This is a genomic window from Allobosea minatitlanensis (assembly GCF_964020775.1).
The window spans coordinates 1700977-1722923 of the sequence record NZ_OZ224509.1 but is presented as its reverse complement, the minus strand read 5'-3'; the positions used below and the strand labels follow the sequence as shown (position 1 = coordinate 1722923).

24 protein-coding genes are annotated in these 21947 nt (G+C 69.0%); 4 read left to right on the top strand and 20 right to left on the bottom strand.

Annotation, left to right across the window (positions count from 1 at the left end):
- Positions 1 to 2 precede the first annotated feature (2 nt).
- From ACWH43_RS08435 to ACWH43_RS08400, 8 genes are all read right to left on the bottom strand, one after another.
- Positions 3 to 749, bottom strand: a complete 747-nt coding sequence (locus tag ACWH43_RS08435) for an NUDIX hydrolase (RefSeq protein WP_260347754.1) — start codon at positions 747 to 749, stop codon at positions 3 to 5.
- Positions 746 to 1639: a PhzF family phenazine biosynthesis protein gene (locus tag ACWH43_RS08430; protein WP_158443298.1), complete on the bottom strand. Its 894-nt coding sequence runs from the start codon at positions 1637 to 1639 to the stop codon at positions 746 to 748. The genes ACWH43_RS08435 and ACWH43_RS08430 overlap by 4 nt, the downstream gene beginning before the upstream one ends.
- Positions 1640 to 1653: 14 nt before the next feature.
- Positions 1654 to 2769 carry an endonuclease/exonuclease/phosphatase family protein gene (locus ACWH43_RS08425; RefSeq protein WP_158443297.1) on the bottom strand — a complete coding sequence of 372 codons (1116 nt, stop codon included), beginning with the start codon at positions 2767 to 2769 and terminating at the stop codon, positions 1654 to 1656.
- Positions 2770 to 2779: 10 nt separating this feature from the next.
- Positions 2780 to 3628 (bottom strand): pyridoxal kinase PdxY, encoded by an 849-nt coding sequence (gene pdxY / locus ACWH43_RS08420; RefSeq protein ID WP_158443328.1) that lies wholly within the window; start codon positions 3626 to 3628, stop codon positions 2780 to 2782.
- A gap of 98 nt (positions 3629 to 3726) precedes the next feature.
- Positions 3727 to 4806, bottom strand: coding sequence for a sensor histidine kinase (locus tag ACWH43_RS08415; protein ID WP_260347753.1), 1080 nt, complete (start codon positions 4804 to 4806; stop codon positions 3727 to 3729).
- Between the two features lie 95 nt (positions 4807 to 4901).
- Positions 4902 to 5927, bottom strand: coding sequence for an ABC transporter substrate-binding protein (locus tag ACWH43_RS08410; RefSeq protein ID WP_375796982.1), 1026 nt, complete (start codon positions 5925 to 5927; stop codon positions 4902 to 4904).
- Positions 5928 to 6018: 91 nt separating this feature from the next.
- Positions 6019 to 6813, bottom strand: coding sequence for an ABC transporter permease (locus tag ACWH43_RS08405; protein WP_158443295.1), 795 nt, complete (start codon positions 6811 to 6813; stop codon positions 6019 to 6021).
- Complete coding sequence (locus tag ACWH43_RS08400; protein WP_158443294.1) at positions 6810 to 7688, bottom strand: ABC transporter ATP-binding protein; 879 nt, start codon at positions 7686 to 7688, stop codon at positions 6810 to 6812. Before ACWH43_RS08400 ends, ACWH43_RS08405 begins: the two co-directional genes overlap by 4 nt.
- 192 nt (positions 7689 to 7880) lie before the next feature.
- Between ACWH43_RS08400 and ACWH43_RS08395 the strand changes: the two genes are divergently transcribed.
- Complete coding sequence (locus ACWH43_RS08395) at positions 7881 to 8405, top strand: DedA family protein (protein ID WP_158443293.1); 525 nt, start codon at positions 7881 to 7883, stop codon at positions 8403 to 8405.
- Between the two features lie 157 nt (positions 8406 to 8562).
- Here ACWH43_RS08395 and ACWH43_RS08390 read toward each other — a convergent pair whose 3' ends face one another.
- The 3 genes from ACWH43_RS08390 to ACWH43_RS08380 all read right to left on the bottom strand — a co-directional run bounded on the left by ACWH43_RS08390 (position 8563) and on the right by ACWH43_RS08380 (position 10798).
- On the bottom strand, positions 8563 to 8793 hold the full coding sequence (locus ACWH43_RS08390; RefSeq protein ID WP_158443292.1) for a hypothetical protein: 231 nt from the start codon (positions 8791 to 8793) through the stop codon (positions 8563 to 8565).
- Positions 8794 to 9098: 305 nt separating this feature from the next.
- A complete protein-coding gene (gene ilvC, locus ACWH43_RS08385) occupies positions 9099 to 10118 on the bottom strand; it encodes a ketol-acid reductoisomerase (protein WP_448153436.1) in 1020 nt (339 codons plus the stop codon).
- A 14-nt stretch (positions 10119 to 10132) separates the two neighbouring features.
- Positions 10133 to 10798: a TetR/AcrR family transcriptional regulator C-terminal domain-containing protein gene (locus tag ACWH43_RS08380; protein WP_158443290.1), complete on the bottom strand. Its 666-nt coding sequence runs from the start codon at positions 10796 to 10798 to the stop codon at positions 10133 to 10135.
- Positions 10799 to 10955: 157 nt separating this feature from the next.
- Between ACWH43_RS08380 and ACWH43_RS08375 the strand changes: the two genes are divergently transcribed.
- A complete protein-coding gene (locus ACWH43_RS08375; RefSeq protein ID WP_260347752.1) occupies positions 10956 to 11501 on the top strand; it encodes a DUF924 family protein in 546 nt (181 codons plus the stop codon).
- Between the two features lie 176 nt (positions 11502 to 11677).
- Here the strand turns inward: ACWH43_RS08375 and ACWH43_RS08370 are convergent, their stop codons facing one another.
- The 5 genes from ACWH43_RS08370 to ACWH43_RS08350 all read right to left on the bottom strand — a co-directional run bounded on the left by ACWH43_RS08370 (position 11678) and on the right by ACWH43_RS08350 (position 15818).
- Positions 11678 to 11908: a hypothetical protein gene (locus ACWH43_RS08370; RefSeq protein ID WP_158443288.1), complete on the bottom strand. Its 231-nt coding sequence runs from the start codon at positions 11906 to 11908 to the stop codon at positions 11678 to 11680.
- Complete coding sequence (ilvN, locus tag ACWH43_RS08365; protein WP_158443287.1) at positions 11905 to 12447, bottom strand: acetolactate synthase small subunit; 543 nt, start codon at positions 12445 to 12447, stop codon at positions 11905 to 11907. The genes ACWH43_RS08370 and ilvN overlap by 4 nt, the downstream gene beginning before the upstream one ends.
- 50 nt (positions 12448 to 12497) lie before the next feature.
- Positions 12498 to 13187, bottom strand: a complete 690-nt coding sequence (locus ACWH43_RS08360; protein WP_158443286.1) for a glutathione S-transferase family protein — start codon at positions 13185 to 13187, stop codon at positions 12498 to 12500.
- Positions 13184 to 13894, bottom strand: coding sequence for an aspartate/glutamate racemase family protein (locus ACWH43_RS08355; protein ID WP_448153435.1), 711 nt, complete (start codon positions 13892 to 13894; stop codon positions 13184 to 13186). Before ACWH43_RS08355 ends, ACWH43_RS08360 begins: the two co-directional genes overlap by 4 nt.
- Positions 13895 to 14054: 160 nt before the next feature.
- Complete coding sequence (locus ACWH43_RS08350; RefSeq protein WP_158443284.1) at positions 14055 to 15818, bottom strand: acetolactate synthase 3 large subunit; 1764 nt, start codon at positions 15816 to 15818, stop codon at positions 14055 to 14057.
- A gap of 336 nt (positions 15819 to 16154) precedes the next feature.
- Between ACWH43_RS08350 and ACWH43_RS08345 the strand changes: the two genes are divergently transcribed.
- A complete protein-coding gene (locus tag ACWH43_RS08345) occupies positions 16155 to 17615 on the top strand; it encodes a GGDEF domain-containing protein (RefSeq protein ID WP_158448090.1) in 1461 nt (486 codons plus the stop codon).
- A 2-nt stretch (positions 17616 to 17617) separates the two neighbouring features.
- Here the strand turns inward: ACWH43_RS08345 and miaA are convergent, their stop codons facing one another.
- The gene (miaA, locus tag ACWH43_RS08340; RefSeq protein WP_158443282.1) at positions 17618 to 18559 is read right to left on the bottom strand and encodes a tRNA (adenosine(37)-N6)-dimethylallyltransferase MiaA; all 942 of its coding nucleotides are present in this window, start codon (positions 18557 to 18559) and stop codon (positions 17618 to 17620) included.
- Between miaA and serB the strand changes: the two genes are divergently transcribed.
- Positions 18558 to 19442, top strand: a complete 885-nt coding sequence (gene serB, locus ACWH43_RS08335) for a phosphoserine phosphatase SerB (RefSeq protein WP_158443281.1) — start codon at positions 18558 to 18560, stop codon at positions 19440 to 19442. The two genes, miaA and serB, sit on opposite strands and share 2 nt — an antisense overlap.
- Before the next feature lie 147 nt (positions 19443 to 19589).
- On the opposite strand, the gene ACWH43_RS08330 is transcribed toward serB, so the two are convergent.
- The 3 genes from ACWH43_RS08330 to ACWH43_RS08320 all read right to left on the bottom strand — a co-directional run bounded on the left by ACWH43_RS08330 (position 19590) and on the right by ACWH43_RS08320 (position 21946).
- On the bottom strand, positions 19590 to 19931 hold the full coding sequence (locus ACWH43_RS08330) for a DHCW motif cupin fold protein (RefSeq protein ID WP_158443280.1): 342 nt from the start codon (positions 19929 to 19931) through the stop codon (positions 19590 to 19592).
- Between the two features lie 180 nt (positions 19932 to 20111).
- A complete protein-coding gene (locus tag ACWH43_RS08325) occupies positions 20112 to 21629 on the bottom strand; it encodes a DegQ family serine endoprotease (RefSeq protein ID WP_158443279.1) in 1518 nt (505 codons plus the stop codon).
- Between the two features lie 125 nt (positions 21630 to 21754).
- Complete coding sequence (locus ACWH43_RS08320; RefSeq protein WP_158443278.1) at positions 21755 to 21946, bottom strand: DUF2065 domain-containing protein; 192 nt, start codon at positions 21944 to 21946, stop codon at positions 21755 to 21757.
- Between the last annotated feature and the right edge of the window lies 1 nt (position 21947).

Genomic DNA, 21947 nt, shown 5'->3' with positions numbered 1-21947 from the left:
GGTCACTTCCGTGAGGCGGACGAGGATCGGTCGCCCGCGAAGATATGTGCAAGGTAGCGCCGCATGAAGGGCGGCATATCGTATCGCCCGGTGTCGCCGAGGGCCCGGATCACGACGATGTCGGAAAGCTCCTCCTCCGCCAGCGTCTTCATGCGCTCCAGCATCAGCGCCCGCGCCGCCTCCGCCGGCAGGCCGATCCCGACCTCGCGCATGAAGGCGATGCGCCCCTCCTCGATCACCGCCGTCCAGCCGGCGCCGACGCTCAGTTCCGCGACCCGCAGGCCCGTCTCCTCGCCCAGCTCGCGCGTGACGCTGCCGGCGAGGTCGAGCGTGCCGTCCGGGCGGGCATCCTCGCGGTCCGGCGTGCCGGCGGCGAAATAGACCTTGCCGGCATTGGCGGTGTGGTCGCCCATCCGGCCGCAGAGGAAGGCGCCGTCGCTGGCCCTGAGCGCCGCCATGGCGAAGCCGTTGCGGATCACGGGGCCGGGATGGCCGGCGTCGCGCCAGGCCATGAAGGCGGCGTAGTCGGTCTCGAAATAGCCGGCCTCGAACACGCCGCCGCGGATCGCGGCGCGGTGCTGCAGCATGATGCGCCCGTTGAACATCGCCGGCTTGCCGGCGCTGATCCGCGCCCAATGCGCGGCGATGGCCGCGGCATTCTCGCGGGCATAGGCCCAGTCGTAAGGCTCGATCCGGGCATCGATCCGCTCGAGCCGGACGATGCTGCCGTTCTCGACCGTCCCGCTCACAGCAGCACGCCCTCGCTGACCACGATTGCCGAGCCGCCGATCCGCGCCGAGGCCAGCGCGCCGCCCCGCACGCTCAGCTCCAGCGTGATCTGCGAGGGCCGGCCCATCTCGTAGCCCTGTTCGATGACGAGGCGGTGGTCGCCGTCCTCCGGCTTCTCGCAGGCGATGATCGCGCCGGAGAAGGCGGCGACGGCCGCACCCGTGGCCGGGTCCTCGGCGATGCCGGCCGCCGGCCAGAACATCCGCGCATGGAAGGCATGGCCGGTCTCGGCGGTCTCCCGGCTGTAGAGGAACGCCCCGCCCGGGCCGATCGCCGCCGGCCAATGGGCCGCATCGGGCCGCGCGGCGCCGATGGCCTCGCGCGTCGCCACCGGCACGCAGAGGAACGGCACGCCGGCGGAATAGGTCGCCGGCCGATGCGCCCCGAAGCCGATCGCGGCGCGCGGCAGCCCGAGCGCCGCCGCCAGCGCGTCTGTGACCGGCTGCTCGCCGCCCCGCTCCGGCAGGCGCGGCAGGGTGAAGACCGCGTGGCCGGCATGGCTGCCCCTGACCTCGACCGCGCAGGAGACCGGCCCGACCTTCTCCTCCAGCACCAGCATCTCGGCGGAGCGCCCCTCGGCCTCGTCGGCGAGGGCGAGCCAGACCGCGGTTCCGACGGTCGGATGCCCGGCGAAGGGCAGCTCTCCCCCGGGCGTGAAGATGCGCACCGCAGCGCGGTGGCCCGGCTTTTCGGCCTCCCCGACGAAGACCGTCTCCGACAGGTTGAACTCGCGCGCGATGGCCTGCATCGCTTCCGTGTCGAGCCCTTCCGACTGGAGCACCACCGCCAGCGGATTGCCGGCATGGCGGCGGGTGGTGAAGACATCGAGCGTGACGAAGCGGCGTTTCATCGGGTATCCTTCAATCACCCTTCCGGGATTTCGAGATCGATGGTGAGCGGGCAATGGTCCGAGGCCTTGGGCCTGTCCCAGCCGACGCGCGGATAGCGGTCGGCGCAGGTCGCCAGCCGTGCCATCGAGCGGTCCGGCGCGCGCGGATCGAGCGGCACGCGGTAAGGCAGGCCGCGCCGGATCATCTGCATGGCGGGCTTCGGATTGGCCGCCGCCAGCGCCGGCGAGAGCAGGATGTGGTCGAGCGGCATGTGGCTGTCGACCAGCCTGTCCAGGGTTTCCGACCAGTAGCGCCGGAAATGCGTCCAGCGCTCGTGGACCGGCAGCGTCTCCATCGGGTCGCGCGCGAAATCGTCGAGCAGCGGCTCGATGCCGCTCGGCCCCTCGTCGACCGGCTCGGCCCGCGGCCCCAGGCCGTAGCGATAGCCGTTGAGGTCGCCCAGCACGATCCAGTTCGTCTCGCGCCAGCCCCCGCCGAAGCGCTGCCGGACCAGCCATTTCACCGCCCGCGCCTCGGCCCGGCGCACCGGCAGGGTCATCTGCCGGCCATCCTCGCGGCCGTTGTTCATCGACTTGAAATGGCAGCCGAACAGGGTGAGGCGGCGCCCGCCGAAGGAGAGCTCCACCTCCAGGCAATCGCGCGCGAAGACCTTGGCATGCGGGCCGATGCCGAGGCTGGCGAGGTCGTGATCGTGCACGCCGGCCTCGGCGAAGGTCAGGTCCTTGTGCGAGCGCACCGTGACCTGCCCCGGCCCGAGCAGGTCGCGCCGCGCGGCGAAGCCGATATCGATGTTGCGGCGGTCGTTGCCGTCGATCAGGGTGAAGTGGCCGTAGCGGTGGTCGGCGATGCGGTGCACGTAATTGGCGAAGAAGGCCTGCAGGCTGGCGAGCGAATCGACTTCCTGCAGCATCCACAGATCGGCCTGCGCCTCCGCCATGGCGAGCGCCGTCATCTGGCGCTTGTCGTCCTCCAACGCGACCGCCAGCGAGCGCTCCACCGCGTCGCGCTGATCGGCGCGCGGGAAGTGGAACAGCGACATTGCCGCCGCCGTCTCGGTGCGCCCGCCCTGCTCGAAGCGATGCCGCGTCAGCAGGTTCTCGACGTTGAAGGTGCCGACGCGCAGCCTCATCCCGGCGCGCTCAGATCGCTTCCGGCTCGAAGAGCTGCGAGGGCGCGACGAACTCGTCCTGCGCCGCCACGGTGAGGATCTCGCGCGAGCCGGCCTCCTTGGTCCGCCTCAGCAGCCCGTAGACCGAGGAAGCGGCCTTCGACAGGGCCGCCGCGGCCGACTGCTCGCGCAGGTAATGGGTGAAGAACAGCGCCGCGATCGCATCGCCCGCGCCGTTGAGGCTGACGTCGAGCCGGGGCGTGCGCACCCGCCAGCTCCCCCTGCTGTCCACCGCCATCAGGTCGATGGCGTCGGCCGGCGTCTCCTCGGTCTCGAGCGAGGTGACCATCACCACCTTGGGCCCGGCGTCGCGCAGCACCTCCACGGCGCGATGGGCATCGGCGATGCTCTTGATCCCGATATCGGTCAGCAGCTCGAGCTCGAACTGGTTGGGCGTGACGATGTCGGCGGCCGGCACCGCCTGCTCGCGCATGAATTCCGGGATGCCCGGGCGCACGAAGACGCCGCGGCCGGTGTCCCCGATCACCGGATCGCAGCAATAGAGCGCCTTGGGATTGGCGGCCCGCACCTTCTCGACGGCCGAGAGGATGGCGTGGCCGATATCGGCCGAGCCCATATAGCCGGAGAGCACGCCGTCGCATTGCGGGAGCACGCCGCGCTCGGCGATGCCCTCCATCACCTCGTCGATCATGCCGCCATCGAAGACCCGGCCCTTCCAGCCGCCATAGCCGGTGTGATTCGAGAACTGCACCGTATGGATCGGCCAGACATCGACGCCGAGCCGCTGCATCGGAAAGGTCGCGGAGGCGTTGCCCACATGGCCATAGGCGACGTGGGACTGGATCGAGAGGATGTTCATGAGCTGGAGCAGGACCGGATTCACGACAGGGAGCGCGAACCTAACCACTCCGGCGCCAGGCGCCAATCGAAAGCGGTGAAGTCACCGATCGCGCCGGCTCACGCATTCGGCGCGATGCGCGCCATGGTGGAAACCAGGCGGTAGCGCAGCCCTTCCGGCCGGTAGTCCAGCTCGACCTCGCCCTGGAACTTCTGCGCCATGACCTGCTCGACCAGCCGCGAGCCGAAACCCCGCCGGCGCGGCTCCACCACCGGCGGCCCGCCGCTCTCGCTCCAGGAGAGGCGGAACGGATCCTCGCTCCGCGGCCGCCCGGTCTCCCAGCGGATGACGACCTCGCCGGTCTCGACCGAAAGCGCCCCGTATTTCACCGCATTGGTCGCGAGCTCGTTGATCGCGAGCGCCAGCGTCATCGCCTGGTCGGCCGGCAGTTGCAGCGGCGGCCCCGCGATGCGGATCCGGTCGGCGCCGGCCCGGTGCGGCGCCAGCGCCCCCTCGATGACGCTGCGGATCGGCGCGCTGCTCCAGCTCGACCGCGTCAGGATCGAATGCGCCTCGCCCAGCGTGGCGATGCGCTCGCTCAGGATCGCCCTCGCCTCGTCGAGCGTCTCGGCGGAGCGGAAGGTCTGGCTGGCGATGGCGGCGATCATCGCCATGGTGTTCTTCATCCGGTGCGCCAGCTCGGCGTTGAGCAGGCGGGCATTGCGCACGGCCTGCATCTTGCCGGTGGTCTCGATCACCGTGTCGATCATGCCGAGGACGCGGCCGTGCTCGTCGCGGATCGGACTGTAGCAGAAGGTGAACCAGACCTCTTCCGGATGCCCGTAGCGGTTGATCGTCAGCGGGAAGTCCTCGATGAAGGTCGCCTCGCCGGCATAAGCCTTCTCGACCATGCCGCTGATCTCGCCCCAGATCTCCTCCCAGACCAGGCTGAACGGCTGGCCGAGCGCCGGCGGCTTGTTGCCGAGGATGGAGCGGAAGGCGTCGTTGTGGATCGTGATCAGATCCGCTCCCCAGACCATGCATTTGGGGAAATGCGAATTGACCATCATGCCGACGGCCGTCTTCAGCGCGACCGGCCAGTCCCGGATCGGTCCCAGCGGCGTCGACGACCAGTCGTGATCGCGGATGGCGGCGGCCATCTCGCCGCCGCCATCGAGAAATGCCGTCTCCTCACGCAAGTCTCACACCCTCCCCCCGCGCTTGGGCGCAGCCTGCACCGAATGACGCGGAGGCACGATGTCAAAAGACATTGACGGAGCGCTTCACGCCGGCGTCAGGCCCCGGACCCCGCCTTCTTCGCGAAGCTGTCGATGAAGGTCTTGGACAGGTCGACATTGGAGTTGGTCAGCTCCGGGTCGAGCAGCTTCAGCGAATCATACATGCTCTTCATCGCGTCCGGGGTGGCGATGCCGGTGCGCGAATAGCTCTCCTGCGAGTTCTTCACGGCGCGGACATAGAGCGGCCGGTCGCCCAGCAGGTATTCCTGCGGCACGAGGTCGGCGACCTCCTCGGGCTTTGCGGTCTCGAGCCATTTCAACGCCTTCATGAAGGCGTTGACAAGCTTCTGCGTGGTGACCGGGTTCTTCTCGGCGAAATCGTTCCTGAGATAGAGCACCGCGGCCGGGTTGGAGCCGCCGAACAGCGCCTTGGTGCCGGCCTCGGTGCGGGTGTCGATCAGCGAGACGATGTCGCCGTCGGCCTCGAGCTTCGAGGTCACCGGGTCGAGATGCGAGATCACGTCGACCTGCTTCTGCTTGATCGCGGCCACCGCGCTCGCGCCGGCGCCGACGCCGATGAAGGCCGCGTCGTCCGCCTTCAGCCCGGCCTTGACCATGGCGTATTGCGCGGTCAGCGCGGTCGAGGAGCCGGGCGCCGTCACGCCGATCTTCAGCCCCTTGAAATCGGCCGCCGACTTCACCTTGTCGGCGAGGTCCTTGCGCACCGCGATGGTGATGGCGGGGAAGCGCCCGAGTTCGATCACGGCCCGGATGTCCTGGCCCTTGGCCTGCATGCGGATGGTGTGCTCATAGGCGCCGGTGACGACGTCGACCGAGCCGCCGACCAGGGCCTGCAGCGACTTGGCGCCGCCGCCGAAATCGTTGATCTCGACATCGAGCCCCTGATCCTTGAAGTAGCCCTTCTTCTCCGCGACGGTGAGCGGGAGATAGTAGAGCAGCGGCTTGCCGCCGACGCCGAGCGTGAGCTTCGGCTTCTCGGCGGCCTGCGCGAGGACGGCGGCCGGCGACAGGCCTGCGGCGGTGGAGGCGGCAAGCGCGGCGAGCGCGTCGCGGCGGGTCAGTTTCATGGCGTAACCTCCGGTTGGGAAAGGCGCTTCTGGCAGGCGCGTGGACGTGACGATAGGCGAGTTCGGACCGGCGCGGCAACTCGTCTTACGTCGCGGTCGTGGTCGCGCTCTGCGCCGGGCGCCAGACGAGCAGGCGCCGCTCGACCAGCGTCACCAGCGCGTCGATCGCGATCACGAAGATGGTCAGGATCACCATGCCGGCGAAGACGCCGGTGACGTCGAAGACGCTCTCCGCCTCGTGGATCTTGTAGCCGAGCCCGGCCGAGGAGCCGAGATATTCGCCGACCACCGCGCCGACCAGCGCGAAGCCGACCGAGGTGTGCAGGCTGGAGAACATCCAGGTCAGCGCCGAGGGCCAGTAGACGTGGCGGAAGAGCTGGCGCTCGTTCATGCCCAGCATGCGGGCATTGGCGAGGATGGTCGGCGAGACCTCGCGCACGCCCTGATAGACGTTGAAGAACACGATGAAGAAGACGAGCGTGAAGCCCAGCGCCACCTTCGACCAGATGCCGAGCCCGAACCAGAGCGCGAAGATCGGCGCCAGCACCACGCGCGGCAGGGCGTTCGCGGCCTTGATATAGGGGTCGAACACCGCCGAGAGCAGCGCGTTGCGCGCGAAGGCGAAGCCGAACAGGATGCCGGCGGCAGAGCCGATCACGAAGGCCAGCACCGTCTCGGTCAGGGTGATGCCGAGATGCCAGTAGATCGCCGGCCCGCTCAGTTCCTTGACGGTGCGGGCGATCACCGCCAGCGGCGTCGAGAAGAAGAACTGGCTGGTCTTGACGTCGCCGAACAGGCTGGTGGTGGTCACCACATGCCAGAGGGCGAGGAAGACGATCATCACCAGGATCTGGAGGCAGAGCAGCTTCAGCCGCTTCATGGCGCGTCTCCTCCGACCAGCTCGCGGCCCTCGCCCATCGCATAGGCCTTCTGCACCTCGACCCGGAGCGACGACCAGATGTCGCGGTGGATCTCGTGGAAGGCCTTCTCCAGCCGGATGTCGGCGATGTCGCGCGGCCGCGGCAGCGCGACCCTGTAATCGGCCACGATCCCCGCCGCCGGCCCGGCCGACATCACCACGACGCGGTCGGAGAGCGCGATCGCCTCCTCGAGGTCATGGGTCACGAACATCAGCGCCTTGCGGTCGCGCGACCAGAGGTCGAGCAGGAGATTGCCCATGATCTGCCGCGTCTGCGCGTCGAGCGGCCCGAAAGGCTCGTCCATCAGGATGATCTCGGGATTGCGGATCAGCATCTGCGCCAGGCTGACGCGCTTGCGCTGCCCGCCCGAGAGCATGTGCGGATAGCGGTCGACGAAGGCGCTCAAGCCCACGCGCGCGAGCCATTCGCGGGCTCGCTGCGCCGCCTCGCGCTCGGGCACGCCCATCGGCTCCAGCGCCACCTTGACGTTGTCGAGCGCCGTCTTCCACGGCATCAGCGCGTCCTGCTGGAAGAGATAGCCGGCCCGCCGGTTCAGCCCGACGAGCGGCTTGCCGAAGATCCCGACCCTGCCGGCCGAAGGCGCGAGCAGCCCCGCCGCCGCGTTGAGCAGCGTCGACTTGCCGCAGCCCGTCGGCCCGACGATCGAGACGAACTCGCCGGGCGAGACCGAAAGGTCGATGCCCTTCACCGCCTGGTAGCGGCCGCCATCGGCGAGATGGAAGGTGATGTCCACACCCGCGAGCGCGACCGCCGCCCCGTCCGGCGATCCCGCCGCTGCTCCCGCGCCCGCCTGCGGGCGATCCTGCAACTCCATGAAACCCGTTTCCCCCAGGCACCCGTCCCGAAGCGATGCCATTCATCCGTTCTGTGTGGCGAAATTAATAGGCCATCGTTCCGGGAAGGCAACGCCGGCGCGGGCGCGTTCTTCGGCGCTTGCCTCATGCCTTGGTCGCAGGCCATATGCGCGAATCGAGACAGAACCGCCCCAGGAGCCGACGCGAACGCCATGGCCGCCCTCGAACACGCCATGCAGACGCTCGTCGAGTTCATGCGGGTCAACCAGGAATGGGCGATTCCGATCGTCTTCCTGGTCGCCTTCTGCGAATGCGTCGCGATCCTGTCCTGGCTGGTGCCGGCCACGGTGTTCTTCACGACGTTCGGCGCCGTCGCCGGCGCCTCGGGCCTCAGCCTCGCGCCGCTGGCGCTGGCGGCCTCGCTCGGCGCCGGCAGCGGCTTCCTGGTGTCCTACTGGGCCGGGCTGCATCTCGGCCCGCGGGTCCACGACTACTGGCCCTTCACCAGGAATCCGCAGCTCCTCGACCGGGGCCACGCCTTCTTCGAGAAATGGGGACTGGCCAGCATCCTGATCGGCCATTTCTTCGGGCCGCTGCGGGCGGTGATCGCCATCGTCGCCGGCATCGTCGCGATGCCGGCCTGGCAGTTCCACCTCGCCAACTGGATCGCCTCCTTCGCCTGGGGCTTCGGCCTGCTCTATGGCGTCGGCCGGATCAGCGAGTTCCTCGCCCGCTGAAGGCGGGCGCGCCGGCTCACAGCAGGCCGAGCACCACCGCCAGCATCATCGCGAAGCACAGCGCGAGCGCGACGCGGATCGCGGTCGCAATATCGAAATATCGCAAGAGTTCCATCGCTGCCTCCCTCGGCAAACCCGAACAGCTCACGCATCGCGCTCAATAAACAAGCCTTTCCACGACGATCCATGCGATCATCGCCAGGATCAGCCCGCCGATCAGCACCATCAGCACGGGGCGCCCCAGGAAACCCTGCCGAGCCTCGATCGGCGTCTCGACGGCAGGATCGGCATCGCTGTGGTCGGCGGCACGCAGCGGCGGAATCGGATCGCCCCCGCGGGCCTTGTCCAGATCCTCGACCGGGACCCGGGGCTTGGTGTCGACCGTCATGATCGCCTCCCTTCAGGCTCCGGGCCGCCTTGCGGCGACCCCGTTCCCATCGCAACGCGGGCGGCAGCACCGGGTTCCTGCGGGAGCCCGAAAAGCCGAAGGCGGCGCCATGGGCACCGCCTTCGCGAAAAGCGATCATGATTGAAATTCAGACACTTGCGAGACGAAGCGGATTCGATCCCGCAAGCCGTTGAATCAAACCGGGAAGCTCGGTTCCGCGCCGTGTCCGCCAGCATTCCGGCCTTGATCCCAAAGGCCCGGCGCCAGCCGGGCCGTCACAGAAACAAGGAGCCGGGGATCGGCTCTCAGTTCTTCGACTTGTCGACCAGCGCCTTGGCCTTGATCCACGGCATCATGTCGCGGAGCTTGGCGCCGACTTCCTCGATCGGATGGGCGGCCATGCGGGCGCGGGTCGCCTTGAACGAGGTCTGGTTGACCTTGTTCTCGAGCATCCAGTCGCGGGTGAACTTGCCCGACTGGATGTCGGCGAGGACGCGCTTCATCTCGGCCTTGGTCTCGTCCGTGATGATGCGCGGGCCGGTGACGTATTCGCCGTATTCGGCGGTGTTCGAGATCGAGTAGTTCATGTTGGCGATGCCGCCCTCGTAGATCAGGTCGACGATCAGCTTCACCTCGTGGAGGCACTCGAAATAGGCCATCTCGGGGGCGTAGCCGGCCTCGACCAGCGTCTCGAAGCCCGCCTTGATCAGCTCGACGAGGCCGCCGCAGAGCACGACCTGCTCGCCGAAGAGATCGGTCTCGCACTCTTCCTTGAAGGTGGTCTCGATGATGCCGGCGCGGCCGCCGCCATTGGCCGAGGCGTAGGACAGGCCGAGGTCATGAGCGTTGCCGGTGGCGTCCTGGTGGATCGCGACCAGGGTCGGCACGCCGCCGCCGCGCTCATATTCGGAACGGACGGTGTGACCGGGGCCCTTCGGGGCGACCATCAGCACGTCGAGGTCCTTGCGCGGCTCGATCAGGTTGAAATGGACGTTGAGGCCGTGCGCGAAGAGCAGCGCGGCGCCTTCCTTCATGTTGGCGGCGAGCTCGTCGCGATAGATGTCGGCCTGCAGCTCGTCCGGCGTCAGCATCATGATGACGTTGGCCCATTTGGCGCCCTCGGCCGGGGTGAAGACCTTGAAGCCGGCGCCTTCCGCCTTCTTGCGGGTGGCGGAGCCTTCCTTCAGCGCGATCGCCACGTCCTTGACGCCGGAATCGCGCAGGTTGAGCGCATGCGCATGGCCCTGCGAGCCATAGCCGACGATCAGGACCTTCTTGCCCTTGATCAGGTTGATGTCGGCATCACGATCGTAATAGACGCGCATGGGTGTCTCCTTTGTCACGCGTTGTTCGTCTTCCGGCCCGGATCGTTCTGCGCCGTGCCGTAGAGGGTGAGGAACTGGTCGGTGGCGCGCTCCGCGTCGCGCGCGATCTCGGCCCTGCCGAGCGTCAGCGGGTCGCCGAGCAAGAGCCGGATCTGGATGTCGCGGCCGACCAGGCCGAAAAAGGTGCGGAACGCCGTCTCGGTGTCGTCGAAGGCGAGCAGCCCCGCCTCGCGCCCCGCCTCGAGCACCGGCATCATGCGCTTGCCGATGGCGAAGCGGCCATTGGCCAGCACGATCGAGCCGAGATTGCCGTCGCGCGCCGCCGCCTGGCTGACGCCGATGCGGTTGAGCGCGATCGAGGTCGGCGATGAGATCACCTCGAGCCAGTTGACGGCGAAGCGCTTCAGGCTCTCGCGCAGGGCGCCGGCGTCGAGCGTCTGGCGGTCGAAATTGCCCGCCCTCACCTTCGAGGCCTGCCATTGCACCGTCGCGGTCAGCAGGCCGTCGCGGTCGCCGAACCATTTGTAGAGCGTTTCCTTGGAGCAGCTCGCGCGCCGCGCCACCGCGGTCATGGTCAACCCGCTGCCCCGCTCGACCATCAGGCTCAGAACGGCGTCGAGCACGGCCTGCTGACGCGCTGTCAGCGCTTCGCCTTGCGTCTCTGCCGGGGCCTCGGTCATGGGTCGGGACAAGTCAGTACCGTACGTTACGGTTCAGGCTCTAGCGCAGCCGCCGGGTCCCGGCAAGTGCAATTCGGGGCCGGGTGCCATTCGGTACTGGCGGCACGGCGTGGAAGGATTATCTCTCCCGCTCGCGTCCCGCAGAATGGAGTTGCCGATGCCGCTGCCCAGCCCCGCCGAGATCCTCGCCTTCTGGCACGAGGCCGGCCCGGAGAAATGGTTCGCCAAGGATGCTGGCTTCGACGCCGAGATCGGGCGCCGTTTCCGGCCCGCCTACGAAGCGGCAGCGGCCGGGCGCCTCGACGGCTGGCAGGAGACGCCCGAAGGCGCCTACGCCCTGCTCATCCTGCTCGACCAGTTCCCCCGCAACCTGTTCCGCGGCAGCCCGCAGGCCTTCGCCACCGACGCCAAGGCGCTGGAGGTGGCGCGACATGCCATCGCCAAGGGCTTCGACAAATCCTACGAACCGCCGGAGCGGCGCTTCTTCTACCTGCCCTTCATGCATTCGGAGGCGCTTCACGACCAGGAGCGTTGCGTCGCGCTCTGCGCGGCAGCAGACGATGCGGAAGGCGTCAAATTCGCCGAGATCCATCGCGACATCATCCGCGATTTCGGCCGCTTCCCGCATCGCAACGCGGTCCTCGGCCGCGAGACGACACCGGAGGAACAGTCATTCCTCGACGATGGCGGCTTCGCGGGCTGAAGGTCCAGCCAGCGGCTCTCCGTCATTCCGGGGCTTTGCGGCAGCAAAGAGCCCGGAACCCATGAACACGGGATCGGACGAGAAGGTGCGTCGGATCGGCGGTCTTGCGATGAACCGTCGCGTTCATGGGTTCCGGGCTCGGCCCTGCGGGCCGCCCCAGAATGACGAGGAGGCCGTCAGCCCGGTCCCTGCTGGCTGGCGATGCGCTGCAGGGCGATCGCCGCGACGGTCAGGACGAAGCCGACCCACCAGAGCGGCGAGCGCAGGCTCCTGCCGCTGCCCGGCGGCTCTGCCGGCGCCCGGCCGCTCAGGCGCAGGAACACCGGCCCGGCCAGGCAGGCGAAGCCGGCAATGCCGAGCCCGAGCGCGACCAGGCTGAGCGTCTCGGGCGTCAGGGCCGGGATCACATCGAATCCGGGCCGCGGCTCATCGCCGCGATGCCGGTGCGCGAGACTTCCGTCAGGCCCACCGCGGTCATCGTCTTGATGAAGCGCTCGATCTCCTCGGTCGCGCCGGTCAATTCGAAGACGAAGGAGCTCAGCGAGGCGTCGAGCGTGCGCGCGCCGAAGGCGGAGGCGAGCCGCATCGCCTCGACGCGGTGCTCGCCCTTGCCGACGACCTTGACCAGCGCCAGCTCGCGTTCGAGCGCCTCGCCATGCTCGGTCAGGTCGACGACGCGGTGCACCGGCACAAGCCGGTCGAGATGCGCCTTGATCTGGTCGATGACATGGGCCGTGCCCGAGGTCACCACGGTGATGCGCGAGAGGTGCTTCTCGTGCTCGGTCTCGGAGACGGTGAGGCTCTCGATATTGTAGCCGCGGCCCGAGAACAGCCCGGCGATGCGGGCGAGAACGCCCGGTTCGTTGTCGACGATCACCGCCAGGGTGTGGCGCGCGACCGGCTGCGACTTGGGAGCGTTCGGGTAGTGGGTGGCGGGCTTGGACATGGCAGACCTGTAGGCGGGTTGGAGCGGGAAATCCGGGCGGGGGGAAGGCTTCAAGGCTGGCGCAGATCGGCGAGGGCAGGCTCGTCCACCTCGTCCTGGTCGACGATCCAGCTTTCGCGGAGAGCGGCGGCCAGCCATTCGCGATAGGCGGGCAGGGCGAGCACGGCCTGCATATAATCCTGCGCGGCGGGATCGACCGCGATCCCATAGGTATCGAGGCGGGTGACGACCGGCGCATACATCGCATCGGCCGCCGAGAAGGCGCCGTAGAGGAACGGTCCCTGCCCGGCCCGGCCGAAGCGCTCGCGCGCCTGCCGCCAGAGATCGGCGATCCGCGCCGCGTCGCGGGCGACGCCCGGGCCGCGGTCGCGGGTGCCGAAGCGCTTGCCGAGATTCATCGGGCAGGCGCCGCGCAGCGCCGTGAACCCCGCATGCATCTCGCTGGAGATGGCCCGGGCATGGGCGCGTGCCGCCGGGTCGCGCGGCCAGATGCCGGCCTCGGGATGCGTCTCATGCAGATATTCGGCGATCGCCAGCGTCTCCCAGATGGCGATCGCGCCGTCGACCAGAGTCGGCACGGTGCCGCCGCTGCCGGGCGCCGCCGCGAAGACCGCCTCCTTGAAGCCCGGCTCGTCGAGCGGGACGAGATGTTCCGTGAACGGGATCCCCTTGGCGCGCATCAGGAGCCAGGCCCGCAGCGACCAGGACGAATAGCATTTGTTGCCGATCAGCAGCTTCATGCGGCGACGCTCTCCACTTCGGCGGCGTAGTCAAGCGCGGCCGCGACGTGCAGCGCCGTGGTGTCGAAGACCGGGACCGGAAAATCCGCCTGCGAAACCAGGAGCCCGATCTCGGTGCAGCCGAGGATGACGCCGTCGGCGCCCTGCTCCCGCACCGCCCGCGCGACGACCGCGCGATAGCGCTCGCGCGAGGCGGCTTCGATGCGGCCCCGGCACAGCTCCTCGTAGATGATGCGATGCACCTCGGCGCGCTCCCCGGCGTCGGGAACCAGCGTCTCGACGCCGAAGGCCTTGAGCCGGTCGCGGTAGAAGGGCTGCTCCATGGTGAAGCGCGTGGCCAGCAGCAGCGGCCGCCGCGACGGCGTCGCGCGGATCGCCCGCGCCGTCACATCCGCCAGATGCAGGAAGGGCAGATTGGTCGCGGCGGTGATCTGGTCGGCCACCTTGTGCATGGTGTTGGTGCAGAGCACGAGGCAGGAGGCGCCGGCATGGGCGAGCCGCCGCGCGCTTTCCGCCAGCGCCGCGCCGGCGCGCGCCCAGTCGCCCTGCGCCTGCATCTCGGCGATCGGCGCGAAATCCACCGAATGCAGCAGCACGTTGGCCGAGTGCAGCCCGCCAGAACGGGCGCGCACGCCCTCGTTGAGGAGCCGGTAATAGACCGCGGTCGACTCCCAGCTCATTCCGCCGATCAGGCCGATGGTAGCCATGGTGTTTTCCTTCAATCCTACCCTCAGCCCTCATCCTGAGGAGCGGGCTGAGCCCGCGTCTCGAAGGATGATCCCGATGCCTCCCGCGCCCGATGGAGCATCCTTCGAGACGCCGCTGACGCGGCTCCTCAGGATGGGGGCTGAGGGAGACGGGATCGGCTCAGACGAGCTGCTTGCCCTTGGCGTCGATGATCTCGCCGGTATCGCCTTCGAAATCGGGCAGGATCATCTCGTTATGCGCCTTGCCCGAGGGGATCATCGGGAAGCAGTTCTCTTCCTTGGCGACGATGCAGTCGAAGATCACGGGCTTCGGCGTCTCGATCATCTCCATGATCGCGTCGTCGAGCCTGGCGGGATCGTCGCAGCGGATGCCGTGGCCGCCATAGGCCTCGGCCAGCTTCACGAAGTCCGGCAGGGACTGCGAATAGCTCTCCGAATAGCGCCCGCCATGCAGCAGCTCCTGCCACTGGCGCACCATGCCCATATACTCGTTGTTGAGGATGAAGATCTTGACCGGCAGGCGGTACTGCACCGCCGTCGACATCTCCTGCATGTTCATCAGGATCGAGGCCTCGCCCGCGACGTCGATGACCAGCGCCTTGGGGTGGCGCATCTGCACGCCGATCGCGGCCGGCAGGCCGTAGCCCATGGTGCCGAGCCCGCCCGAGGTCATCCAGCGGTTCGGGTCCTGGAAGTGCAGGTACTGCGCCGCCCACATCTGATGCTGGCCGACCTCGGTGGTGATGAAGGGATCGCGGTCCTTGGTCAGCGCATGGAGCCGCTCCAGCGCGTATTGCGGCTTGATGATCGTCTCGGACGGCTTGTAGGCGAGGCTCTTGCGGCCGCGCCAGCCCTCGATCTGCGTCCACCAGGCGGCGAGCGCGGTCTTGTCGACCTGCGGCGAGGTCTCGCGCCAGATCCGCACCATGTCCTCCAGGACATGGGCGCAGTCGCCGACGATGCCGATATCGACCTTGACGTTCTTGTTGATCGAGGACGGGTCGATGTCGATATGGATCTTCTTCGAGCGCGGCGAGAAGGCGTCGATGCGGCCGGTGATGCGGTCGTCGAAACGCGCGCCGATCGCGATCATGACGTCGCAGTCATGCATGGCGAGATTGGCCTCGTAGGTGCCGTGCATGCCGAGCATGCCGAGCCACTGCTTGTCGGCCGCCGGGAAGGCGCCGAGCCCCATCAGCGTCGAGGTGACGGGGTAGCCGGTCAGCCGCGCCAGCTCCCGCAGCAGCGCCGAGGCGTGCGGGCCGGAATTGATGACGCCGCCGCCGGTGTAGAAGATCGGCTTCCTGGCACCGGCGATCAGCTCGACCGCGGCCTTGATCTTGTTGAGGTCGCCCTTGACCACCGGCCGGTAGGTCTTGTGTTGGTTGTCGCGCGGGCGGCTATAGGCGCCGGTCGCGAACTGGATATCCTTCGGGATGTCGATCACGACCGGGCCGGGGCGGCCGTTGGCGGCGACGTAGAAGGCCTCGTGCAGGATGCGCGGCAGGTCCTTGATGCTCTTCACCAGATAGTTGTGCTTGGTGCAGGAGCGGGTGATGCCGACCGTGTCGCATTCCTGGAAGGCGTCCGAGCCGATCAGATGCGTCGGGACCTGGCCGGTGATGACGACGAGCGGGATCGAGTCGAGCAGCGCGTCGGTCAGGCCGGTGACGGCGTTGGTCGCGCCGGGGCCGGAGGTGACGAGCACGCAGCCGACCTTGCCGGCGCCGGAGCGGGCATAGCCCTCGGCGGCATGGACCGCGCCCTGCTCGTGGCGGACGAGCACATGCTTGACCTTGTCCTGCTGGAAGATCGCGTCATAGATCGGAAGCACGGCGCCGCCGGGATATCCGAACAGATGCTCGACGCCCTGGTCCTGAAGCGCGCGGACGACCATCTCGGCTCCGGTCATCATCTCGCTCATAACGCTCTCCTGCGGCTTGTCTTCGGTTCGGGAGGAATTCGGACGGAAAAACGGCAATAAAAAAGGCCCTCGGAGGGGCCTGGGCGTGCGCTGGCGTCGGGGACGCCCGGTCTTGAAACCGGCCCCTACCAGCGCACCTCTACGATAATAAGCTTGCGCATCGCGCTCATGATCCTTGACGGAAGTTGCCGGACGCTAACGGAGGCCGGGCGGCCGGTCAAGCGCTAACGGCATCGGCAATGAAACGTTGACGCAATTGCCGAAAAATCACTTCCCTTGCGGAACCTTTTCTCAATCCGTTCGCCCTAGCCTCCGGCCGCTCGAACCGGGACGGCTATGTATCAGGAAATCCATACCGAGAATATCGCGGCCCGCGCCCATGCGCCGAAGATCGCGGAACTACTGAACCGGTTCACGCTCCACGGCCGCAAGGGCCGGCCGGTCTGCTACGAGAGCTTCGCCGCGGCGATCATGCCCGGCTTCGGCGACGACCTCGTCATCCTGGAACCGACCGGCGACGGCGATTATCGCTGGATCCATTACGGCCGCGAGATCACGCGCTATGTCGGCGGCACGCGCCTCGGCGAGAGGCTCTCGGCGATGCAGCCCGAAGTCGCCGCCTTCACCCGGCACTGCGCCGAGCGCGCCTTCGCCGAGGGCCGGCCGCTCTACACCATCCACCGCGCCAAGCCGACCCTGCGCGTCGCGATCTGGGAGCGCCTGCTGCTCCCGACCGTCGCGCGCGACGGCCGCAACCTGCTCGTCGCCTTCAGCCGCCCGCTGCAGTTCCGCGAGGACCTGCTCAACGCCGTGCTCGACAACTCGCCGAGCGGGATCGTCGCGCTCCGCGCCCTGCGCGGCGACGGCGGCGGCATCGACCGCACCATCATCGTCACCGCCAACCGCCGGGCCGCGGACCTCGCCGGGCAGCCCGGCGCCCGCCTGCTCGACCGCGAGGCCCGCGAGGCCCTGCCCTTCCTGGCCGACCCGACGATCTGGAAGCGCTGCCTCGCGGCGATGGAGCAGCAGAGCGGCGACAGCTTCGAGACCGCCTTCACCCGCCAGGACCGCACGAGCTGGCTGCGGCTCGCCATCGCGCCGCTCGGCGACGGCCTGCTCCTGACGCTGACGGACATCACCGACCTCACCGTCGCCAACCAGACCCTGCAGTCGCGCGCCGCGACGCTCGCCCTCGAGGTCGGCCGCGAGCGCGCGACCCGGCGCGCCCTGTCGGAGGAGATCGGCCATCGCGAGGAGCGCGAGAAGGAGCTGCGCCGGCTCGCCGAGACCGACCCGCTGACCGCCCTGCTCAACCGCCGCTCCTTCACCGAGCGGGCGCAGGCGGCCCTGGCGGAGGCAGGAGCGGAAGCCTCGCTGATCATCGTCGACCTCGACCACTTCAAGCAGGTCAACGACACCTATGGCCACCCGGCCGGAGACGCCGTGATCCGCGCCTTCGCCGACATGCTGCTCGGGCTGCTGCGCGGCGAGCGCCATCTCGTCGCCCGGGTCGGCGGCGAGGAGTTCGCGGTCCTGCTGCGCGGCGCCGACGCGGCCGAGGCGACGAAGCGAACCGCCCAGATCCAGGAGGCGCTGGCCCGCCGCGCCCTGCCCGCCTCCGAAACGCTCGCGCTCAGGATCACCGCCAGCTACGGGATCGCCACCCGCCGGCCGGCGGAGCCGCTGGCCGAGCTGTTCGCGCGCGCCGACCAGGCGCTCTACCGCGCCAAGAACGAAGGCCGCAACCGGATCGGCACCGCCGGGGCGGACGCCGATGCCGTGGCGGACGCCGCCTGACTTCAGCCCTCCAGGACGCGCAGCGCGGCGTCAAGCGCGGCCTCCGGCGCCACCGCCTGCCAGCCGGCCATCTGATGCCGGAACCAGGTCACCTGCCGCTTGGCATAGGCGCGCGTATCGGCCTGCCCGCGCCGGATCGCCTCCTCCAGCGTGATCGCGCCGTCGAGATGCGCGGCCAGCCCCGGCACGCCATGCGCCCGCATGACCGGCAGCAGCGGATCGAGCCGGCGCTCGCGCAGCCGCGCGACCTCATCCAGCGCGCCTTCCGCCATCATCGCCTCGAAGCGCCGGTCGATCCGGGCCCGCACCGCCTCCCGCTGCGGGCTGACGAAGAGGCGCAGCAGCGGCAGGCCGCCGAGCGGCCCCGGCTCGCGCTCGCCCTGGAAGCTCGCCAGCGAGCGCCCGGTCGCCAGGCGCACCTCGATGGCGCGCATGATCCGCATCCGGTCCGACGGCCGCAGCCGCCCCGCCATCACCGGATCGAGACCGGCGAGCTCGGCATGCAGCGCCTCGGTCGCCATGTCGCCCGCCCGCGCCCGGAACGCCTCGCGCACCGCCTCCGGCACCGGCGGCATGGCGGAAAAGCCCTCGGTGACCGCCTTGAAATAGAGCCCCGTCCCGCCAACGAGCACGGGCAGCCTGCCCTCTGCCCACAGCGCGGGCAGCAGCGCGGCGACCTCGGCGGCGTAGCGCATCGCGGAATAGTTCACCGCCCCGTCGACATGGCCGTAGAGCCGGTGCGGCACGCTTCGCTCCTCGGCTGCGCTCGGGCGGGCGGAGAGGATGCGCAGATCGGCATAGACCTGCATCGAATCGGCGTTGACCACCACCCCGCCGCAGCGCCGCGCGATCTCGATCGCGAGCGCGGACTTGCCGCTGGCGGTCGGACCTGCGATGAGCACCGCCCTGATCGTCCTTTCCGCCTGCTGCACCGGTCCTCCCATGCTCGTCGCGACACTCGTTTCCGCCCATGGCCAGGCGCTCGTCGATGAAGCCCTGCTGGCGCGCCTCGCCGGCATCGTGCCGGGCAGCCGCACGGCGGCGCTCGACGGCGCCGTCGCCGCCGATCTCTTCGCGGATGGAACCGATGCGCGCAAGCTCGAAGCCGAGATCCGCGCCGCGCTCGGCGGGGCCGCGATCGACATCGTGGTCCAGCCCGCCGCCGGCCGCCGCAAGGCGCTGTTCCTCGCCGACATGGATTCGACCATGATCGGCCAGGAATGCATCGACGAGCTCGCCGCCTATGTCGGCTTGAAGGACCTCGTCGCCGGCATCACCGAGCGGGCCATGCGCGGCGAGATCGCCTTCGAGCCGGCCTTGCGCGAGCGCGTCGCGCTGCTGAAGGGCGTGCCGCTCTCGGTCGTCGACGAGATCATCCGCGAGCGCATCACGCTGACGCCGGGCGGCGCCGCGCTGGTGCGCACGATGCGGGCGAACGGCGCCTATACCGCGCTGGTCTCGGGCGGCTTCACCGTCTTCACCGGGCCGATCGGCGCGGCCATCGGCTTCGACGAGCATCGCTCCAACCTGCTGCTGGCGCAGGACGGCGTGCTGACCGGCGCGGTCGCCGACCCGATCCTCGGCAAGCAGGCCAAGCGCGATTCGCTGGTCGAGCTGCGCGGCCGCTTCGCGCTGTCTCCCGTCCAGACGCTGGCGATCGGCGACGGCGCCAACGACCTCGCCATGCTCGGCGAGGCCGGCCTCGGCGTCGCCTTCCGGGCCAAGCCCGCCGTCGCAGCGGCGGCCGACGCCCGGCTGGAGCACGCCGATCTCACCGCCCTGCTCTACGCGCAGGGCTACACCGGCGACGAGATCGTCCGGGGCTAGAGCAGCTAGCGGCCAAGGGCGCGGGTCATCCCGGACGCAGCGAAGCGGAGATCCGGGATCCATGCCTGAGCCTCCATCGGGAAGGGCTCCGGCATGGATCCCGGGCCTCCCTACGGTCGCCCGGGATGACCCGCAGCTCCAAAAATCTCAATCGACGATGAAGAGCTTCACGCCCGTCTTCGAGTGCGAGCGATGCGCCTCGGCGCCGTCGGCGACCTGGTAACTCATCCCGGCCTTGAGCGGCATGACGCGGCCGTCCTCCAGCGTCGTCTCCATCTCGCCTTCGAGGCACAGGATGATGTGGCCCTTCGAGCACCAGTGATCGGCGACATAGCCCGGCGAATACTCGACCATCCGCACCCGGATGCGGTTCTCCTCCGGCCCGAAATACTGCGTGCGCCAGATCGCCTCGCCGACATCGCCGGCATGGCGCTCGGCCGGCACCGCGGACCAGTCGGTCGTGACGAAGGGAATGTCGCTGATCTTCATGGCGCTGCGCTCCGGCCTGGCCCGGCTCCTTCGGCGAAGGAGCGGCCCGGATCAGGATGCCAGCGCAGCCCGGCCGGCGCCATCGCCCGGCGCGGATAAGGGGCATGCCCGCAGCGGCGGCACAACAAAAAAGGGCGGCCCGACGGACCGCCCTCCAGGATCGCGTCGGCCGGCTGCGCCCTACTTCATCGCCACGGCGACGAAACGGACCTCGCCCTGCCCGTTGGAGACGAGCAGCAGCGCCGATTTCTTGCCGTCCTTCTTGAGCGCGTCGAGGCGCTTGGTCACGGCGTCCGGCGTCGTGACCGGCTCCTGGCCGACCTCGACGATCAGCTCGCCAACCATGACGCGCTTGTCGGCCGCGTTCGAGTTGGGATCGACCTTGGTGACGACGACACCCTTGAGGCCGTCCTTGATCGCATAGCGCTTGCGCAGCTCGTCGTTCTGCGTCGAGAGCTCGAGGCCGAGCGCATTGGCGACGGCGGGCTTGTCAGCCTCGCCGGCCGGCTTGCTGGCCGAGGCGGACTGGATCTTCTCGCCATCCTCGAGGCGGCCGAGCTTGACCGTCTTCTGCTCTTCCTTGCCCTTGCGGATGATGGTGACCGGCACGTCCTTGCCGACCGGGGTGGCGGCGACGATCCGCGGCAGGTCGCGCGAATCCTTGACCTCCTTGCCGTCGAACTTGGTGATCACGTCGCCGGTCTCGAGCCCGGCGGGCTTGGCTGGCCCCTTGTCGTCGACGCCGGCGATCAGCGCGCCCCGCGCCGCGCCGAGGCCGAGCGCGTCGGCCGTGGCGTCGTCGATGCTCTGGATGCGCACGCCGAGCCAGCCGCGCCGCGTCTCGCCGAACTCCTTGAGCTGCTCCACGACATTGGCCGCCAGCGACGAGGGCACCGCGAAGCCGATGCCGACCGAGCCGCCGGTCGGCGACAGGATCGCGGTGTTGATGCCGATGACCTCGCCGGCCATGTTGAACAGCGGACCGCCGGAATTGCCCTTGTTGATGGCCGCGTCGGTCTGGATATAGGTGTCGTAGGGCCCCTGGCTGATGTCGCGGTTGCGCGCCGAGACGATGCCCGAGGAGACCGAGCCGCCCAGCCCGAACGGGTTGCCGATCGCCATGACCGGGTCGCCGATCCGCATCTTGTCGGAATCGCCGAACTTGACCGCCGGCAGCGGCTTGTCGTGCTTCACCCGCAGCACGGCGAGGTCGACCTTGGTGTCCTTGCCGACCACCTCGGCCTTCAGCCGCAGCCCGTCGTTGAAGATCACCGTGATCTCGTTGGCGTCGCCGATGACGTGGTTGTTGGTGACGACGATGCCCGACGGGTCGATGACGAAGCCGGAGCCCGCCGATTGCGAGCGCCGCTGCTGCGGCGCCTGGCGCTCGCCCTGCTGGTTGCGGCGGTTGAAGAACTCCTCGAACAGGTCGCCGAAGGGGGTATCGGGGCCGAGCTGCGGCAGTTGCGGCAGGTTGCGGCCCTTGGTGTCGCTGGTGGTGACGGCGGAGATGTTGACCACCGCCGGCATCACCTTGTCGACCAGGTCGGCGAGGGAGGTCTGGCCCTGCAGCAGAGGGGTGTTGGCCTGGGCCTGCGCCGGCGCCAGCACCGGCGTCATCAGCGCCAGGCCGGCCACGCCGGCCGCGAGCGCGATGCGGACGGGCCGGGCAGCCACGGAAACGGTTTTCAATGCCATTTGGGTCCTCTTGACGGAAAAAGGCAGGCCGGCCGACGCGGCACAGGACGCGCCGCGACTTGAACGCGAAAATGCGGCGGAAGGGCGACGCGCGACCCTGTTCTCGAACACGATCGCGGCATCGTCTACCAGCTTCCGCGCGCGATCCAGACCAGGATCACGCCCAGAACCGCCGAGCCCAGCCCGATCAGGCGCATCCGATCGGGCGGCGTCTCCGCGGCGCTGCGCAGCGCATCCTTCGCCAGATGCGGAATCGCGGCGAAGAGGATGCCCTCGATAGCGAAAACCAGGCCGAGCGCCGCGATGAAATCGAACATC